16 protein-coding genes, 1 tRNA gene and 2 pseudogenes are annotated in these 17,831 nt (G+C 68.8%); 10 read left to right on the top strand and 9 right to left on the bottom strand.

The window, feature by feature from the left end; genetic code table 11:
• Positions 1-21: 21 nt before the first annotated feature.
• The 6 genes from ACFW2G_RS06405 to ACFW2G_RS06430 all read left to right on the top strand — a co-directional run bounded on the left by ACFW2G_RS06405 (position 22) and on the right by ACFW2G_RS06430 (position 6,759).
• Positions 22-318 (top strand): hypothetical protein, encoded by a 297-nt coding sequence (locus ACFW2G_RS06405; RefSeq protein ID WP_384582006.1) that lies wholly within the window; start codon positions 22-24, stop codon positions 316-318.
• A gap of 540 nt (positions 319-858) precedes the next feature.
• Entirely contained in the window at positions 859-2,091 is a 1,233-nt protein-coding gene (locus ACFW2G_RS06410; RefSeq protein WP_037926683.1) for a branched-chain amino acid ABC transporter substrate-binding protein, read from the top strand.
• Between the two features lie 108 nt (positions 2,092-2,199).
• A complete protein-coding gene (locus tag ACFW2G_RS06415; RefSeq protein WP_037926685.1) occupies positions 2,200-3,132 on the top strand; it encodes a branched-chain amino acid ABC transporter permease in 933 nt (310 codons plus the stop codon).
• 5 nt (positions 3,133-3,137) lie between these two features.
• Positions 3,138-4,871 (top strand): branched-chain amino acid ABC transporter permease, encoded by a 1,734-nt coding sequence (locus tag ACFW2G_RS06420; protein WP_384582047.1) that lies wholly within the window; start codon positions 3,138-3,140, stop codon positions 4,869-4,871.
• Positions 4,872-4,876: 5 nt separating this feature from the next.
• Positions 4,877-6,046 carry an ABC transporter ATP-binding protein gene (locus ACFW2G_RS06425; RefSeq protein WP_384582046.1) on the top strand — a complete coding sequence of 390 codons (1,170 nt, stop codon included), beginning with the start codon at positions 4,877-4,879 and terminating at the stop codon, positions 6,044-6,046.
• On the top strand, positions 6,043-6,759 hold the full coding sequence (locus ACFW2G_RS06430) for an ABC transporter ATP-binding protein (RefSeq protein ID WP_037926691.1): 717 nt from the start codon (positions 6,043-6,045) through the stop codon (positions 6,757-6,759). Before ACFW2G_RS06425 ends, ACFW2G_RS06430 begins: the two co-directional genes overlap by 4 nt.
• Positions 6,760-6,823: 64 nt before the next feature.
• Here the strand turns inward: ACFW2G_RS06430 and ACFW2G_RS06435 are convergent, their stop codons facing one another.
• The gene (locus ACFW2G_RS06435) at positions 6,824-7,480 is read right to left on the bottom strand and encodes an ANTAR domain-containing response regulator (protein WP_037926694.1); all 657 of its coding nucleotides are present in this window, start codon (positions 7,478-7,480) and stop codon (positions 6,824-6,826) included.
• Positions 7,481-7,572: 92 nt separating this feature from the next.
• Here ACFW2G_RS06435 and ACFW2G_RS06440 point away from each other — a divergent pair.
• Positions 7,573-7,655 (top strand) — tRNA-Leu (locus ACFW2G_RS06440).
• A 192-nt stretch (positions 7,656-7,847) separates the two neighbouring features.
• Here ACFW2G_RS06440 and ACFW2G_RS06445 read toward each other — a convergent pair.
• The 3 genes from ACFW2G_RS06445 to ACFW2G_RS06455 all read right to left on the bottom strand — a co-directional run bounded on the left by ACFW2G_RS06445 (position 7,848) and on the right by ACFW2G_RS06455 (position 10,907).
• Complete coding sequence (locus tag ACFW2G_RS06445) at positions 7,848-8,426, bottom strand: GNAT family N-acetyltransferase (RefSeq protein WP_384582004.1); 579 nt, start codon at positions 8,424-8,426, stop codon at positions 7,848-7,850.
• A gap of 202 nt (positions 8,427-8,628) precedes the next feature.
• A complete protein-coding gene (gene pyk, locus ACFW2G_RS06450) occupies positions 8,629-10,056 on the bottom strand; it encodes a pyruvate kinase (RefSeq protein WP_037926700.1) in 1,428 nt (475 codons plus the stop codon).
• Between the two features lie 146 nt (positions 10,057-10,202).
• Entirely contained in the window at positions 10,203-10,907 is a 705-nt protein-coding gene (locus tag ACFW2G_RS06455; protein ID WP_037926703.1) for an SIMPL domain-containing protein, read from the bottom strand.
• Positions 10,908-11,034: 127 nt separating this feature from the next.
• Here ACFW2G_RS06455 and ACFW2G_RS06460 point away from each other — a divergent pair, with 127 nt between their 5' ends.
• Positions 11,035-11,244, top strand: a complete 210-nt coding sequence (locus tag ACFW2G_RS06460) for a hypothetical protein (protein WP_384582002.1) — start codon at positions 11,035-11,037, stop codon at positions 11,242-11,244.
• Between the two features lie 114 nt (positions 11,245-11,358).
• Here the strand turns inward: ACFW2G_RS06460 and ACFW2G_RS06465 are convergent, their stop codons facing one another.
• The 3 genes from ACFW2G_RS06465 to ACFW2G_RS06475 form a co-directional block, all read right to left on the bottom strand.
• On the bottom strand, positions 11,359-13,254 hold the full coding sequence (locus tag ACFW2G_RS06465; protein WP_384582000.1) for a tyrosine-type recombinase/integrase: 1,896 nt from the start codon (positions 13,252-13,254) through the stop codon (positions 11,359-11,361).
• A 514-nt stretch (positions 13,255-13,768) separates the two neighbouring features.
• Positions 13,769-13,966 carry a hypothetical protein gene (locus ACFW2G_RS06470; protein ID WP_384680859.1) on the bottom strand — a complete coding sequence of 66 codons (198 nt, stop codon included), beginning with the start codon at positions 13,964-13,966 and terminating at the stop codon, positions 13,769-13,771.
• Positions 13,963-14,229 carry a hypothetical protein gene (locus tag ACFW2G_RS06475; RefSeq protein WP_384581996.1) on the bottom strand — a complete coding sequence of 89 codons (267 nt, stop codon included), beginning with the start codon at positions 14,227-14,229 and terminating at the stop codon, positions 13,963-13,965. Before ACFW2G_RS06475 ends, ACFW2G_RS06470 begins: the two co-directional genes overlap by 4 nt.
• A 121-nt stretch (positions 14,230-14,350) precedes the next feature.
• On the opposite strand from ACFW2G_RS06475, the gene ACFW2G_RS06480 reads away from it, so the two are divergent.
• Positions 14,351-15,595 carry a helix-turn-helix domain-containing protein gene (locus ACFW2G_RS06480; RefSeq protein WP_384581994.1) on the top strand — a complete coding sequence of 415 codons (1,245 nt, stop codon included), beginning with the start codon at positions 14,351-14,353 and terminating at the stop codon, positions 15,593-15,595.
• A gap of 174 nt (positions 15,596-15,769) precedes the next feature.
• On the opposite strand, the gene cutA is transcribed toward ACFW2G_RS06480, so the two are convergent.
• On the bottom strand, positions 15,770-16,096 hold the full coding sequence (gene cutA, locus ACFW2G_RS06485) for a divalent-cation tolerance protein CutA (RefSeq protein WP_384582044.1): 327 nt from the start codon (positions 16,094-16,096) through the stop codon (positions 15,770-15,772).
• Between the two features lie 286 nt (positions 16,097-16,382).
• On the opposite strand from cutA, the pseudogene ACFW2G_RS06490 reads away from it, so the two are divergent.
• Positions 16,383-17,353, top strand: a pseudogene (locus tag ACFW2G_RS06490) (site-specific integrase).
• A 39-nt stretch (positions 17,354-17,392) separates the two neighbouring features.
• On the opposite strand, the pseudogene ACFW2G_RS06495 reads toward ACFW2G_RS06490, so the two are convergent.
• A pseudogene (locus ACFW2G_RS06495) lies at positions 17,393-17,831 on the bottom strand (hypothetical protein); the annotation flags it as partial.

Raw genomic sequence — 17,831 nt, forward strand, 5'->3', positions numbered from 1 at the left:
CCACCCTCCGCGGCGGGCTCCGTGAGCCGCTCCGCCCCCACTCCCGCCTCCCCCGTACAGGTGTGCACGAGCCTGGTGTCCTACTGGGCGAAGGAAACCCTGCTGGGCACGCAGTGGTCCGGCCTCGACTGGGAGCAGAAGGGGCTGTCCAACGCCCAGTACGCGATCCACGAGGACGCAGTGGCCGCCGGGCGCGCGGAGGAGCGAACTGCCGGACAGGACAAGGCACTTGAGCTGATCGACCGGTTCGTCGCACGGCGCTGCGCCGCCCAGGGCGGCGCGACGGAGAGTTCGGAGAACTGGCGCCCCCCGATGTGACCGCCGTCACCGCATTCCGTGCATGCTGTCCGCCTTCCGGGCAGATCCCCTCTCCCGAATGAATCGCAGGTGAGAGGCCTTTCCGCCGACAAGCCAAGATCATTCACGGCTTCCGCGCAACACGGAGATCGTCACTCTACGTAATGCCCAGGACGGCTCGAATCCGCCTTTTCCCCTGGGAATGGCCACCCGGAGGATTCTCCCGGGTACGCGCAGCCACATTCGGCTCAATTTGATCAAAGACAGGAGCATGAAGCCCTCAAGCCCCTTAGAAGAACTGCGATTTCTCACGATGCGGACGATCTCAGGGGCACCTAAATGTCCGGTTTGTTGAAACTCCCGCCACACATTCTTGGCCTTGGCATAACAAGAGCGTCACATCCTCCTTTCCCGCCTCCCGGTGCTCGCCACCTCGGCCCTAGAGTCACGGCCAGTCACCGCGCCGCAGGGCGCGAATCAGCACGGCCGTGGACCTCTCCAGTGCGGCCCGGCGACCCAACGGCACCTCGACAGAGGGCTGCGCCAGGGAAAGGAAGAATCGTGCGACACCGTTCTTTGCTCATCCTCACCACCGTGATCACCACGGGAGCACTGACCCTCACCGCTTGCGGATCGCGCGACGGAGGCTCCAAGGACAACAGCGGCGGCAAGAAGACCGTCGTCGTCATCGGCGTCGACGCCCCGCTCACCGGATCCCTCTCCGCTCTCGGTCAGGGCATCAAGAACTCCGTCGACCTCGCGGCCAAGACGGCCAACAAGAACAACGAGGTCCCGGGCATCGAGTTCAAGGTCGAGGCCCTCGACGACCAGGCCGTCCCGGCCTCCGGCCAGGCCAACGCCACCAAGCTCGTCGGCAACAAGGAGGTCCTCGGCGTCGTCGGCCCCCTGAACTCCGGCGTCGCACAGCAGATGCAGGGCGTATTCGCCTCCGCCAAGCTGGCGCAGGTCTCCCCGGCCAACACCAACCCCGCGCTCAGCCAGGGCGACAACTGGGGCAAGGGCGAGTTCAAGCGCCCCTTCGACACCTACTTCCGCACCGCCGCCACCGACGTGGTCCAGGGCAAGTTCGCCGCCCAGTACCTCTTCAAGGACGCCGGCAAGAAGAAGGTCTTCGTCGTCGACGACAAGCAGACCTACGGCGCCGGTCTGGCCGCCATCTTCTCCGACGAGTTCAAGAAGCTCGGCGGCGAGGTCGTCGGCACCGACCACGTCACCGTGAAGGAGACCGACTTCTCCTCCACCGCCGACAAGGTCAAGTCCTCCGGCGCCGACTCCGTCTACTTCGGCGGCCAGTACCCCGAGGGCGGCCTGCTCGCCGACCAGATCAAGAAGACCGGCGCCAACGTCCCGCTCATGGGCGGCGACGGCATCCAGGACCCGGCGTTCATCAGCGCCTCCGGCGAGCCGAACGAAGGCGACCTCTCCACCTCCATCGGCTACCCGGTCGAGAAGCTGGACACCGCCAAGAAGTTCATCGAGGACTACAAGGCCGAGGGCTACAAGGACCCGTACGCCGCCTACGGTGGCTACTCCTACGACGCCGGCTGGGCCGTCATCCAGGCCGTCAAGGCCGTCGTGGCCGCCAACAGCGGCAAGCTCCCCGACGACGCCCGCGCCAAGGTCGTCGAGGCTCTCGGCAAGGTCTCCTTCGAGGGCGTGACCGGCAAGGTCGCCTTCGACGAGTACGGCGACACCACCAACAAGCAGCTCACGGTCTACAAGGTCGAGGGCGGCAAGTGGATCGACGTCAAGAGCGACACCTTCAACCAGTAAGCCCGCAGCACCAGGCATGACCCGCAACACCTGAACCAACGCCGCGCGAGGGCGCAAACAGTGCCCTCGCGCGGAGTCATATCCGACACGCTCATCGGAGGCCCTGCGGTGCACGAACTGCCGCAACAGCTGGCCAACGGCCTGGCCCTCGGTGCTCTCTATGGCCTCATCGCCATCGGGTACACCATGGTCTACGGCATCGTCCAGCTCATCAACTTCGCCCACGGCGAGATCTTCATGATCGGTGGCTTCGGCGCGCTCACCGCCTACACCATCCTCCCGACCGGCACCACCCTGCTGATCGCGATACCAGTCATGATCGTCGGCGGCGCCCTCTGCTCCGTCGCCGTGGCCTGCGCAGCCGAGCGCTTCGCCTACCGCCCCTTGCGCGGCGCCCCCCGGCTCGCACCCCTCATCACCGCAATCGGCCTCTCGATCGCGCTCCAGCAGCTCGTCTGGCAGTTCTACCCGGACGCCAAGAAGGCTGTCAGCTTCCCCGAGTTCAGCGGCCCGTCCTTCAAGATCTCCGACAGCCTCGCGATCCAGCGTGCGGACCTCTTCGTCCTCATCCTCGCCCCGCTGTGCATGCTCGCCCTCGGCGTCTTCGTCCGCAAGAGCCGCAGCGGCCGCGCCATGCAGGCCACCGCGCAGGACCCGGACACCGCGAAGCTGATGGGCATCAACACCGACCGCATCATCGTCATGGCCTTCGCCATCGGTGCCGCGTTCGCCGCCGTCGCCGCCGTCGCCTACGGCCTCGACAAGGGCCAGATCAACTTCGAGATGGGCTTCATCCTCGGTCTGAAGGCCTTCACCGCGGCCGTCCTCGGCGGCATCGGCAACATCTACGGAGCCATGGTCGGCGGTGTCGTCCTCGGACTCGCCGAAGCCCTCTCGATCGCCTACATCGAAGAGATCCCCGGCATGCAGCAGCTCGGCGGCGGAGCCTGGTCCAACGTCTGGGCCTTCGTACTCCTCATCGTCGTCCTGCTCGTGCGGCCCCAGGGCCTGCTCGGCCAGCGCGTCACGGATCGGGCGTGAGAACCATGACCACCAACACCACCCCGCAGACGCAGGCACCGACGCAGGCCGCGAAGGCGGCACCCGCACCGGCCGCGCTCCCCTACGCGATCGTCGGCGGCAGCCTCCTCACCATCCTCAGCGCCTTCCTCGCCTGGACCTGGACCGACGAATTCCCCGGCGACCTCACCTTCTACGGCAGCCCCGCCGGCCTCCAGTACGTCACCCTCGCCGGTGCGGCCCTCACCCTCGTCCACGCGCTCTCCGCGCTCGGCGTCAAGGGCTTCGCCTGGCTCACCCCCGCCGGCTCCCGCAAGGCCATCTGGTTCCTGGCTCTCGGCAACCTGGCCGCCACCTGGTTCACGGTCCTCGCCATCACCGTCGTCCTCGGCGGCGTGATCAACCTCGAACCCGGCGCCTACGTCGCCCTCGTCGGCTCGCTCGTCCCGGCCCTCGCCGCGCACAAGCTCCCCGACGACAGCCGCAAGGCCGCCCCCGGCAAGGAGCTCCCCTCCTGGGCCGAGATCCTCGTCATCACCGGTGTCTTCGCCCTCGGCCTCTTCGTCATCACCTTCGGCATCGACACCGATGACAAGGAACCGCAGCTCTTCGTCGCCTACCTGATCACGGTCGGCCTCGCGGCCCTCGCCCTGAACAAGTCGGGCCTCCTCGCCCGGTTCTCGGTCCTCACCGCGAAGAACCGCCAGGTCACCCTCCTCGGCACCGCGGCCGCGGCCATCGCCTTCCCGTTCATCCAGCAGAGCGGCGACACCTACACGCTGATCGCGGTCAACATCCTGATCTTCGCGACCGTCGCCCTCGGCCTCAACATCGTCGTCGGCCTCGCCGGCCTCCTCGACCTCGGATACGTCGCCTTCCTCGGTGTCGGCGCCTACGCCGCGGCCCTGGTCTCCGGCAGCACCGCGTCCGCCTTCGGCATCCACCTCCCCTTCTGGGCGGCGGTCATCGTGGGCGCCCTCGTCTCGCTCGTGTTCGGCGTGGTCATCGGTGCGCCGACCCTCCGCCTGCGCGGCGACTACCTCGCCATCGTCACCCTCGGCTTCGGAGAGATCTTCCGCATCGCCATGGGCAACCTCGACGGCACCTCCGGCCCGGACATCACCAACGGTCCCAACGGCATCCCGAACGTCCCCCACCTGGAACTCTTCGGGTGGAACTTCGGCGAGTCCCACACCGTCGCCGGCATCGAACTCGGCGCCTACGCCAACTACTACTTCCTGATGCTGCTGGTGATGGCCCTGGTCGTCGTGGTCTTCGCCCGCGCCGGCAACAGCCGCATCGGCCGCGCCTGGGTCGCCATCCGCGAGGACGAGACCGCCGCCGAAGCCATGGGCATCAACGGCTTCAAGGTCAAGCTCATCGCCTTCGCCCTCGGCGCCACCCTCGCGGGCCTCGCCGGCACCGTCCAGGCGCACGTCAACACCACGGTCGTCCCCGAGAACTACGTCTTCGCCGGGCCCGTCCCGCCGAACTCCGCGTTCCTCCTCGCCGCCGTCATCCTCGGCGGCATGGGCACCATCCGCGGCCCCATCCTCGGCGCCGCACTCCTCTTCCTGATCCCGGCGAAGCTGGCCTTCCTCCAGGACTACCAGCTCCTCGCCTTCGGCATCGCCCTCATCCTGCTCATGCGCTTCCGCCCCGAAGGCCTCATCGCCAACAAGCGTGCGCAGCTCGAGTTCCACGAAGACACCGCTGACCAGGCCCCCCAGGACCTGGCCACCGCCAAGGCGGGGGCGTGAACGCCATGACGACCACCACGGACACCACCACCAAGACGAAGACCACGGTTCTCGAAGCCAAGGGCGTCACCATGCGCTTCGGCGGCCTCACCGCCGTCAAGGGCGTCGACCTCCAGGTCAACGCGGGCGAGATCGTCGGACTCATCGGCCCCAACGGCGCCGGCAAGACCACCTTCTTCAACTGCCTCACCGGTCTGTACGTGCCCACCGAGGGCTCGGTCAGCTACAAGGGCAAGGTCCTCCCGCCCAAGCCCCACCGGGTCACCGAGGCCGGCATCGCCCGCACCTTCCAGAACATCCGGCTCTTCCACAACATGACGGTGATGGAGAACGTCCTCGTCGGACGCCACACCCGCACGAAGGAAGGCCTCTGGTCCGCCCTGCTGCGCGGCCCCGGCTTCAAGAAGGCCGAAGCCGCCAGCGAGGCACGCGCCATGGAACTCCTCGAGTTCATCGGCCTGGAGCACAAGGCCGACCACCTCGCGAAGAACCTCCCCTACGGCGAGCAGCGCAAGCTGGAGATCGCCCGGGCCCTCGCCAGCGACCCCGGCCTCATCCTGCTGGACGAGCCCACCGCCGGCATGAACCCGCAGGAGACCCGCACCGCCGAGGAGCTCATCTTCGCGATCCGGGACATGGGCATCGCCGTACTCGTGATCGAGCACGACATGCGCTTCATCTTCAACCTGTGCGACCGCGTCGCCTGTCTCGTCCAGGGCGAGAAGCTCATCGAAGGCACCGCCTCCGAGGTCCAGGGCGACGAGCGCGTCATCGCGGCCTACCTCGGCACCCCCTTCGAGGGCGAGCCGGGAGCGGCCGAGATCGCCGAGGTCGAGGCTGCGGAGTCCCACGCGGGAGCCGCCTCGGAGGCCGCAGCCGAAGCGGCGGCCGAGCAGCCCGAGGCCGAGGCTGACGCCGAACCCGAGGCTGACGCCGAGCCGGAGGCTGAGGCTGAGGCTGAGGCTGACGCCGAGCCCGAGGCCACGACTGACGCCGAGCCTGAGGCCGACACCGAGCCGGAGACCCGGGTCGCGGCCGACGCCGACGCCGAGGCGGACGCCGCGGACGACGAGGCCCCTGCGGCCGACTCGGACACCGGAGCCCCCGCCGCCCCGGACGCGGGCGCGGACAGCACCACCAGCACCACCAGCACCACGGAAGGAGAGGCCAAGTGACCGCACTGCTCAAGGTCGAGGACCTCAAGGTCGCCTACGGCAAGATCGAAGCCGTCAAGGGAATCTCCTTCGAGGTCAACGAGGGCGAGATCGTCTGCCTCGTCGGCACCAACGGCGCCGGCAAGACGACCACCCTGCGCACCCTCTCCGGGCTCCTGAAGCCCACCGCGGGCAGCGTCACCTTCGACGGCCAGCCCCTCGTCGGTGTCCCCGCCCACAAGATCGTCGCCCTGAAGCTGGCGCACTCCCCCGAGGGCCGCCACATCTTCCCGCGTCTGACGATCGAGGAGAACCTCCAGCTCGGCGCCTTCCTGCGCAATGACAAGGACGGCATCGAGAAGGACATCCAGCGCGCCTACGACCTCTTCCCCATCCTGGGAGAGCGCCGCAAGCAGGCCGCCGGCACCCTCTCGGGCGGTGAGCAGCAGATGCTCGCCATGGGCCGTGCGCTCATGTGCCAGCCGAAGCTCCTCATGCTGGACGAGCCCTCCATGGGCCTCTCTCCGCTGATGATGCAGAAGATCATGTCGACCATCTCCGAGCTCAAGGCCTCGGGCATGACGATCCTGCTCGTCGAGCAGAACGCCCAGGCGGCGCTCTCCCTCGCCGACCAGGCGCACGTCATGGAGATCGGCAAGATCGTCCTCTCCGGCACCGGCCAGGACCTCCTTCACAACGAGGACGTCCGCAAGGCCTACCTCGGCGAGGACTGACCGGACGTGTGAGGCCCGCCTCCCTCGGGGGAGGCGGGCCTCACGCATGTCCGGGCGGGGCGGGCTACTTCCCGCCGCTCTCCTTCTTCTTCGCCTCGGCGTCCTCGATGACGACCTCGGCGACCTGCTGCATCGACATCCGGCGGTCCATGGAGGACTTCTGGATCCAGCGGAAGGCAGCGGGCTCGGTCAGCCCGTACTGCGTCTGCAGGATGCTCTTCGCACGGTCGACCAGCTTGCGGGTCTCCAGCCGCTGGGAGAGGTCCGCGACCTCCTTCTCCAGCGCACGCAGCTCGGCGAACCGGGACACGGCCATCTCGATGGCCGGCACCACGTCGCTCTTGCTGAACGGCTTCACGAGGTACGCCATGGCACCGGCGTCCCGGGCCCGCTCGACGAGGTCCCGCTGCGAGAACGCCGTCAGCATCAGGACGGGGGCGATGGACTCCTGCGCGATCTTCTCCGCCGCGGAGATGCCGTCCAGGACGGGCATCTTCACGTCGAGGATGACCAGGTCGGGCCGGTGCTCGCGGGCGAGCTCGACGGCCGTCTGCCCGTCGCCGGCCTCGCCGACGACGGAGTAGCCCTCTTCTTCGAGCATTTCTTTGAGGTCGAGACGGATGAGCGCCTCGTCCTCCGCGATGACGACCCGGGTCGTCAGCGGCGGAACGTGCGACTGGTCGGCGTCGGGCGTGGGCGTCGACTCGTGCTCGGCGGTCACGGGGGCTCCTCTTTGCCTGGCTCTGCTGCTTGGATGAGCCTACCTAGCTGCAAGGCACGATGGTCACCCGGTACACTCCGACCAGCGACCTAGCCGGGTTGGCGGAATGGCAGACGCTGATGTCTCAAACACATCTGTCCGAAAGGACGTGCGGGTTCGAATCCCGCACCCGGTACATGTCCGAAAAGCGGACGTTCACCTTTCGTGTGAACGTCCGCTTTTTGTTGCTCACAGCCACCCCTGTGCACGCACCGTTCCGGCCGGAAGGCCGTGCGGGTCGCGGGCGCGGCCTCCGGGGCGGCCCGGTACGTGAGCGCCGCTCCGGGGCGGTGGCCGGGGGCGGACGGGGCGGCGGACAGCCGGTTGATCACGGTTCGGGGTCGCCGGCGAGGCGGGCGTGGAGGTGTTCGTCGTGGTGGCGGCCATCACCGAAGAGATGGGACTCGCGCAGGACCCCTTCGGGGAGGTAGCCGCAGCGCTGGGCCACGCGGCAGGAGGCGTCGTTGCCGGCAGCGTGGGCGAGCTCGATCCGGCGGGCGTCGGCGGTGTAGAAGCCCCAGGTGGTGACGGCCCGGGTGGCCCGGGCGGCGAGGCCGCGGCCGCGAGCGTCCGGCAGGAGCCAGTAGCCGATGCTGGCGAGGCCGTCGGCCCGGTCGACCCAGCGGAGGCCTATGGCGCCGAGCAGGGCTCCTTCGGTGGCGTCCAGGGCGGCGAAGGCGGCGCCCGCGCCGCGGTCCCAGCCGTCCTCGCGGGCTTCGAGCCAGGTGCGGGCGGCCTGGTGGTCGGCTGTGGGGAGGGGGTTCCAGAGGGCGATCGCGGGGTCCGCCGCAGCGGCGACGAGGCCGTCCAGGAGATCCGGTCCCGCGGGCTCGCGGCCCCATGGGTGGAGTACGGCGTCGCCGAGGTCGAGCGTGGTGCGGACGAAGGTGCGTAGGGAGGTGCGCATGGCGCCTTTCCTACTCGGCCGCGGGACCTGTCGCCAGCCCTTTTCGTCCGTTTGCAGGTCACAGGCCGGGGACGAACGGCCTGTGTCGCGACGGGCGTTGGTACCGAGCGGCCCCGCGGTCGGGGTGGCGGTCCGCACCGCACCGGGGTGTCCGGCGCGGTGCGGGTGTGCCGCGCGGTAACGGGTGTCGAGCGGTGGGTGGTCAGCGGACGGCGTCGCCGATGCGGTGGACGCGGACGAGGTTGGTGGAGCCGCTGACGCCGGGGGGCGAGCCGGCGGTGATGACGACGACGTCGCCGGTGACGCAGCGGCCGATGCGCAGGAGTTCCTCTTCGACCTGCGCGACCATGGCGTCGGTGGAGCCGACGTGGGGGCCGAGGAAGGTTTCGACGCCCCAGGTGAGGTTCAGTTGGGAGCGGGTGGCCGGGTCGGGAGTGAAGGCGAGGAGGGGGATGGGTGAGCGGTAGCGGGAGAGCCGTCGGACGGTGTCGCCGCTCTGGGTGAAGGCGACGAGGAACTTCGCGTCGAGGAAGTCGCCCATTTCGGCGGCCGCGCGGGCGACTGCTCCGCCCTGGGTTCGCGGCTTGTTGCGTTCGGTGAGGGGAGGGAGGCCCTTGGTGAGGATGTCCTCCTCGGCGGCCGCGACGATGCGGGACATGGTGCGGACGGTCTCGACGGGGTATTTGCCGACGCTTGTCTCCCCGGAGAGCATGACGGCGTCGGTGCCGTCGATGACGGCGTTGGCGACGTCGGAGGCCTCGGCACGGGTGGGCCGAGAGTTGTCGATCATCGAGTCGAGCATCTGGGTCGCGACGATGACGGGCTTGGCGTTGCGCTTGGCGAGTTTGATGGCGCGCTTCTGGACGATCGGGACCTGCTCCAGGGGCATTTCGACACCGAGGTCGCCGCGGGCGACCATGATGCCGTCGAAGGCGGCCACGATGTCGTCGATGCTGTCGACCGCCTGGGGCTTTTCGATCTTGGCGATCACGGGAAGGCGGCGGCCCTCCTCGTCCATGACGCGGTGGACGTCGTCGATGTCGCGGCCGCTGCGGACGAAGGAGAGGGCGATGACGTCGGCACCGGTGCGCAGGGCCCAGCGGAGGTCTTCGATGTCCTTGTCGGAGAGGGCGGGGACGGAGACGGCGACGCCGGGGAGGTTGAGGCCCTTGTGGTCGGAGACCATGCCCCCCTCGATGACGCGCGTGTGGACGTGGGGGCCTTCGACGGCGGTGACTTCGAGGGTGACGCGGCCGTCGTCGACGAGGATGCGCTCGCCGGTGGTGACGTCCGCGGCGAGCCCCTGGTAGGTGGTGCCGCAGGTGTGGCGGTCGCCTTCGCGGTCTTCGACGGTGATGGTGAACGCGTCGCCGCGTTCAAGGAGTACGGGTCCTTCGCGGAAGCGGCCGAGGCGGATCTTCGGGCCTTGAAGGTCGGCGAGGATGCCGACGCTCCGGCCGGTCTCGTCGGAGGCCTTGCGCACGCGCTGGTAGCGCTCCTCGTGCTCGGCGTAGGTGCCGTGGCTGAGGTTGAGTCGGGCGATGTCCATTCCGGCTTCGACCAGTGCTTTGATCTGGTCGTACGAGTCGGTGGCGGGGCCCAGGGTACATACGATTTTCGCTCGGCGCATAAGGCGAGCCTATTCCCCTACCAACGGGTAGGTCATCGCTTCCAGGTGTCCTCTCAACAACCTTTAAGCGAAAGGTTGTTGACAACTGTTGAATGTGCGAGGGGGTGCTCCGATGAGCACCCCCCGGGGCCCTTTCGGCGCGTGTCTCAGAGGTGCGGCGGGGTCATGGTGAAGCGGGCGTTCACCTGGGCGTAGACGGTCTGACGCTGGGGTTCAAGGTCGAGCGGCGGAGGACCGGAGTCCTCGGTGGTGCTGAAGGCCATGGTGCGCATACCGGCACCTCCCGGAGCCTGTGCGAAGGGGGCTGCGTTCTCGGCTCCGAGGTCGGCGAGTTCGACGAGGGCGGCGAGGCGGGCGCCGAGGGCTTCGGCGTACTCCCGGGCGCGCTGGACGGCTTCGAGCACGGCCTGGCGGCGGGCTTCGCCGTGGGCCGGTGAGGTGGGGCGCAGGGCCCACCAGGGGCCGTCGACCTGAGTGAGCTCCAGGTCGGCGAGGCGGGTGGTGAGTTCGCCGAGGTCGGCGAAGTCCCCGATCTCGGCGGTGATGTGGACGCGCCCGTGGTAAGCGCGAACGCGTTCGGCGCGGCCGTGACGGGTGAGTTCGGGGGTGATGGAGAGGGCGCCGGTTTCGAGCTTCTCGACGCTGTCGCCGTAGCTCTTGACGAGGTCGAGGACGGCGCCGTTGCGCCGGGTCAGGTCTTCCAGGGCGGTGCGGCGGTCGGTGCCGCGGGCGCTGACGGTGATGCCGATGCGGGCGATCTCGGGGTCGACTTCGAGGCGGGCCTCGCCGCGGACGGCGACGCGGGGTACTTCGGGGGTGCCGTAGGGCTGGTGCGATGCGTCCTGGGTCATGGATTCACTCTCGCACTGTCGCCCGTTCGGGTGTGGTCACCGGATCGAAACCTGACGGGGGTGTCGCGGCCTGTTTCCGGTGGGCCAGAATCTACGCGCGTTGTCCAGGCCTCATAAGGGAGATGACATGGCGTTCGACCGCAGGACTTTCATAGGGACCACGGCCGCGACGGGGGCGGCCGCGGCCCTGGCGGGGGCCACGAGCACCCCGGCCGCTGCCGCCGCCGCGCAGCCGGACGCGAGGAGGCCGGGGCCGCGGACGTACGCGTTCACCGTGATGGGGACCACCGACCTGCACGGGAACGTCTTCAACTGGGACTACTTCACCGACGAGTAATCCCACACTCCGCTGACCTGCACAAACGGGCCTCTTCGCCCATCGGCTGACACAGTGCCGACACAATCGCGTCGTTAACCAGGGCGGTGCAACCGCCGTAGACCGTCAGTCCGTTCATGCCGCGCACACCTCCTGTGTCAGTCCGTCTCGATCATTCCGAGGCGAGGGTACCGTACCCTGCTTACCCGGTGTGGCGGGACCGTAGACCGCCGCCACCAGCGCGGTCAACTCCCGGTCATAGTCCTTCCGGTTACGCTGCCCAGCTCGCTTGGTGGCATGCAGGTAGGTCCGCAGTGTGAAGGCCTCATCGCGGTGACCGAGCCACTCGGCCACCTGGGGGATGGTGGCACCGAGCTCCAGCATCACCGAAGCCCACCAGTGCCGCACGGCGTGCATGCCGTGCTCCCGGGCCGCCCTGGGGGTCCTGGCACCCTCCTTCCGGGGCGGGATGATCCCCAGCAGCTCCAGCGCAACTCGCCACACCTTCTCGTTGAAGGTCTTCCGGCGGACTGGCTGCGACTTCTCGTTCGTGAGGATCAGCGACACCGTGACCGGCTCCCCTTCGGGGTCCTCGTTCGGCAGCGTCACCCGAACCGGCGGGTACCGGTGCATGTGTTCGCGGATCGCCCGGTGCAGCTCCGGGTGCAGCGGCACATCGCGCTCCAGGTCGTCCTCGTCGTCGTGCTTGCCCTTGGCCTTGAGGAGCCCGAAGTACAGCTTCCCGCCGACGAGCTTGAGCTGGCGCCGGACGTGGATCACCCCCGCGTCCGGGTCCAGGTCTTCGACCGCGAGGCCGAACACCTCCGCCTGGCGCAGGCCCGCCGCCGCCGGCACGAGCGCCGCGAGCTTGTAGCGCTCGGGCACTGTCCGGATCATCGCCGTCACACGTTCGTCCGACCAGACCTTCCGCTTCCGGCGCCCCTTCCCGAGCAGCTCGGAGAGCTTGATCAATTTGCACGGGTTCCGCCGCATCAAGTCGTTCACGAAGGCCTTCTCCAGGATCGCGGAGAGCAGCGAGAACACCGTGCCCGCAGAGGAAGGTTCGAGAGGCAGCTCACCCACCCACTGCTCGACCGTCAGGGGAAGCAGGGCATCCAGACTTACGTGTCCCAGCCCGGGCAGGATGTGCGCGCGTAGGTAGCTCTCGTAGTTCTCCCTGGTGTGGGGGTCCAGGGCCTTCTTCGTCTTCCACCACATATCGACCCACTCGGAGACCGTGATCTTTCCCCGGTCGGGGTCGGCGTGCGACCCCTTCGTCAGCTCCTTGCGCAGCTCCGCGGCGACGTTCTGCGCCTCGGTATCAGTCTCGTAGAACCCTCGGCTCTTGGCGGCCTCCTTGGGGTTCGTCCGGCACCGCACCCACCACTGCTTGCCCTTGCCGTGGCTCGCCGAGCAGTACAGCTTGACGCCGCGCTTGGAGTGCTCCTTGCAGAACATCGAGTCGGGCTTCACGTTGCGCGGCGCCAAGTGCCATGCGTCGCTCACGTCCACCCAGACGTACCCGGACATCGCGAGGTGTCCTTCCGTCGCGTGGCCGGCACCCCGAGTCGGACCAGCATCGACGGGCCGGGTCCGGCGGGCGCGCTGCCACCGCTCGACCTCCGACTCACGGACTCGGAGCGGACTCCCCTTGGCGCCGCTGCGCTCGCCCAGGAGCTTGCCCTCACGAATCCAGCGGCGCACAGCCACTTCGCTGTAGCCGAGCCGCTGCGCGACCTGCTCGGTGGTCAGAGGGAGATCCGAAGTCCGGCGCGGCCGAGGGCCGCCAGCACGGAGGGCTCCGCGACGCGGAGCGCCGTCATCCTCCCGCGCACCGCGCGGTACATCCTTGCGACGTGCGTACGATTCATCCGAACGGGTGACTCCGGGTATTCGCGCCTCTCGGCCCGCTGTGCCACCGTCCACCAGGGGATCCCGGACCGGCTGATTCGCCGCGATGGCAGCGCGCGCCGCCCCGCCGAGGGCAGCAGTTGTGATCACCCCAGACCCGCCGTCGAGCACTTCAACCACCTCCCCTCATCCGGTGAAACGTTTCCTCGTAGGTTCGGCTGGAACTCTGCCCAGTGCTGCTCCGCACGCCGCCCGTACTGACTCACGTCCGCCACTCCCCACGTCTGGTGGGCCGCGCAGAGCGATCACGACTCAAGAGGCTCCCTCTGCGCCACCGGAACCGATGTTGAGTCGCACGTAGTCGCGAGAACCGGAGTCGTGCGCCTCGTTCCGTACCACGGGACCGGCCCGGCAACGGGCTTCAGAGACGGTCCACAGTGCGGGAAGCGCCAGAAGAGAACGAGCATTCAGCGGAGAGTCGGCTCTGCTCCATAAACGTTGGGTGCGGCTGGCATTCGAGAGCCTCCGCCCCGATACCCCGCCGGCGCCCCGGGCCGGTGGCCTGCCTGCTTGGACACCCCCACCGTGGGGGTGCTGGTCGGTGAGCAGACCAACCGGCCCGGGATCGTGCGCCACCCCTCCCACGCCCACGCCCGACAGGGGGAACGCTTGGACATGGGCGGAACGGCAGTCTTTAAAGGGCGGTGCGCGCCCCGCACCGGCAGGCCCGCACGACTGGCTCCTCGGCTGGCACGTCCTCGACGGCCTCCTCGTCAGCCCGCTCGACACCAGCTGCGGCGGTCACCTCCCAGTGGGCGATCTCGCCGACCAGGCCCAGCCCGCACGCGTTCGCGACGACCAGCAGCAGCCCAGCCACCTGGTCGCCGATCACGCGTCCGGCCTCCGCTCCGTGACGAGACCGATGTCGTCGGTCCGGGCCCGCCACGGCTGGGCCCCCAGCGGGGTGCCTTCGCACTCCGGCCGCAGGACCGTCCACTCCGCATCCGGCGTCACGATCTCGCCCGTCGTGGTCTCACCGTCCCCGTCGCGGAATATCAGCACCACGCCGATCCGGCCCGAACTGGTGTCGAACACCCGGGCGCCGACACGAATCCACCTCTTGCGGCCCCGTCCGGCCGCCCGGTCCTCGTTCATGGCCCTAGCTCACCGCCCAACAGGCCCCTGTCCCAGGGGAAACCGCAGGGGGAAAACCAGCCGAGGGGGAAACAGAGGGGGAAACCGAAGCCATCATGGGCCCACGCCAAGACAGGGGCCCATGATGACCACCAGCGACCACGAGACCTTCGGAGAACTCCTCCAGCGCCTGCGCAACCAGACCGGCCGCACCCAGGAGCAGCAAGCCGAAGCCGTCAACGCCGCCTCCGGCCGCGACACCATGACCCGCCGCGAGATCAGCCGGTACGAGAACAACGAGAACATCCCCAGCCCGAATACATGCGCGCACATCGCAGCAGCCTGCGGCTTACCACCCGAACACCTCCAACGAGCCGCCAGACAGGCCCGCAAAGCGCGCCACCAGCCCGCCGACCAGGAGCACGACGACATGCTGCGCCGCACGCTGCTAGGAGGCGCCATCGTCGGCGCCGTCACCGCCGCCGAACCCTGGGGACGCCTCGCCCACGCCCTCACCCGCGCGAAGCCCCTCGACCTGGAGTCCGCCGGCATCCTCACTGAGACCGCCGGACAGCTCCACATCACCGAACTCACCCTCACCGCCATCCAGCTCCGCGGCCGGGTCGAAGCCCACCTCGACGCCATCACTTCGGCACTGCCCCGAGCCCACCGCTACGAGCGGGAACTGACCGTCGCGGCCGGAGAGACCGCAGCACTCGCCGGATGGCTCGCCTGGGACCTCGGCGACCAACAGGCCGCCCGGAACTACTACCGGGTGACCGCCGAGTGTGCCGAGGCCGCAGGCCACCCCGCCCTACGCGCTCTCGCGTTCGGATACGCCTCGTACGCCACCAGCGGCCCCCGCTCTCTCGAACTCCTCCAGCAGGCCGCCCAGTACGTACGAGGCCCCGGCAACGCCACCGCAGCCGCCTGGATTCACGGCCGCCACGCCGAAGAAGCCGCCGCCGCGGGGAACGAAACCGAAGCGCTGCGCGCGCTCGACCGCGCCCGCACCGCCTACGAGTACGGCGACTACCTCACCGAACAGGCCTGGGTCCGCTTCGTCTCCCCCAGCCGCATGGACTCCCTCGCGATCTCCGTTCTCGGCCGCCTCGCCCACCACGAACTCCACGACGCCGCCACCACCGCCACCAACCGCCTCGGCGGCGACCTCTCCGACGCTGGAGTCGTCATCCTCGGCGACCTCGCCACCGCGCTCCTCCTGGGCGGCGACGTCGACCAGGGCGCCCACGTCGCCCGCCAGTTCGCGCAGGCCGCGACCACGAAGCCCAACACCATGGGCCGCGAACGGGCCGCTGGTATCGCCGCCCGACTCCCCCATCACGAAGCCGCCCTCGCCGACCAGCTCCACGCCCTCGCCGCATAGCACCGCTGCCGTACGAACGCTTTGCCGAACTGGAGTTCACGCCACGCAGAGGGAGCGGTAAGCGTTCCTCCGCCCGCGCGGAGATGGGCCCGTGTTCGGCTGGCCGGACCCCGCCGGAAACACTGCGGGCCCGCACCCTTTGGAGGATGCGGGCCCGCCGCCATGCTGAGGGTTCTAACGCTCCCGGGTCTCCGTCTGCGCCCACGCCAGGTACTCCTCCGACGCCCCTGCAGTTGGCAGCACGATCCACTGCGGCACCTCGTAGCTGTGGTGCTCGTGCACCCACGCCGCGAGCGCCTCCACCCGGTCCTGAGTCGTTTTGAAGGAGAGCCGGTACTCGCGTTCGTGCTGTACCTCGCCCTTCCACCAGTAGAAGGCCGTCATCCTCGCGTCCACGTGAACGCCTGCGGTCAGCCGGGCCTCCACCGCGCCACGGGCCAGCGCGTATGCCTTCTCCTCGTCATCCACCGTGGTCTGCGCAATCACGATCTGGTTGTCTATGTCCGGCACCGCAGCCTCCTTGATCAGGTTCCTCCCGACCCTACCCACCGCTCATGAACCGCCGGTCAGCACTGCCGGTAGGGAGGTCAAGGAACATCCATGTCAGATCGTGCGCCAGGCCGACGTCGACCCTGGTGGGCAGCTCACAGGGCGTCGGCCTCAGGACCGGTCTGAAGCCGTCCCACAGATAACACGCCGATATCTGCGGTAGCTTGATCCGTCACCTGCGTGACGGCCTCCGGCCGCTACGCGAAGCGGCCCTGTTATCTGCGGCAAGGGGGAAGCGGTGCCCACTGTCGTACAGCTGCCGACCGGGAAGGCGTTGACCGTCCGCGCGGCGGCGGACGTGTTCCTCGACTCGCTCGGCAACCCAAACACGGTCCGGAACTACGGGATCGGGGGGTGCAAGACCCCCGGACGGCTGGGCGAGGCCCGTCCGCTGGCGCAGGTCGCGAACGACGAGATCGGCGAGGCCCTGGAACTGCTGTGGGGCACCGCGGCGGTGAACACGTGGAACTCGCGCCGGGCGGGGGTGCTGTCCTGACTCGGTTGGTGCCGTGATCGCGGCTACGAGGGGCCGATGGTCCCGGCCTGGGCCAAGCGGCTGTCGGTGCCGGACTCCGATACCCCGGCCCGCTCGCAAGATGGCAATCGACCGGCTGCTCGCGCGGCGCGAGGTGCACCTGCGGGAGAAGACGCTGTGGCGGATGCTGTACGAGACCGCCGCCCGCGCGGAAGAGATCCTCGGCGTCGGCATCGAGGACGTGGACTTCGCCGGCCGCCGCTACCCGGTCAAGGCCAAGGGCGCCCGTACCAAGGCCCGCCGCCGCGGCCAGGCGCGCGAGGACTAAATGTGCTGGAGACCGTCTACTGGGACGCTGGCACCGCCCGACTGCTACCCAGGCTCCTCAAGGGCCGCACCCGCGGGCCGATGTTCGCCACCCACCGCCGCCCCGGGCCCGGCAAGGTCGTCAGCCCGCGCGACGTCTGCCCGGACACCGGGCTGGCCCGGCTGGTCGTACGGGCAGGCCCGCGCGCTCCTGGACGAGCACACCGCACTCCGCGGCCCCGGGACAGGCTGGGACCTGCACGAATGCCGCCACTCACCCACCTCGGCGAGCAGGGCGCCTCACTGCTCATGCTGATGGCCAAGTCTCGGCACAAGAGCAGAAAAACGTCCGCCGTTACTTCAAACCGTCGCCAGAAGCGATTGCCGAGCTGTCCAGCCTCCTCGCGCCGGGCGACAGCCGTCGCTGACCGACGAACTTCGCCCAGTCCCACGGAAACTCTTGAGAATTACTCGTATTTCGGGGGAGCATCGATCTGTAGGTATTTGAGACAGTTGACAACGTCTAGCGTATCCCAGAAGGCCGACAGGGGGGGTATATAGCGCCCAGCTATCAACGTAAAGATTGTCCACGTACGACCACCCCAGGTCACGTCATTTTCGCAGGGGTTTTTTGAATCTACATCCGCCCCCCCGTTTTTCTTCTGAGGGCCATTGAAGACGCAAACAAGCGCCCCGCCTACCTCGTACAACTCGCCAGGTCCACCCTCGCCCTGGCAACTGCCGCCGCCCCTGCTGTGGCCGGAGCCGCCGTTCTCGATGTTCCCGCCGCCGTTGTGGGTGGTGTCGGTTCCGCCACCGTTGTCGGAGGGCGTGCTCGGGTGGTCGTTGGTGTCCGTTCCGCTGGTGTCGGTACCGCTGGTGTCCGTTCCGCTGGTGTCCGTTCCG

Source organism: Streptomyces sp. NPDC058880, from assembly GCF_042742535.1.
In the GTDB taxonomy this organism is placed as follows: Bacteria; Actinomycetota; Actinomycetes; order Streptomycetales; family Streptomycetaceae; genus Streptomyces.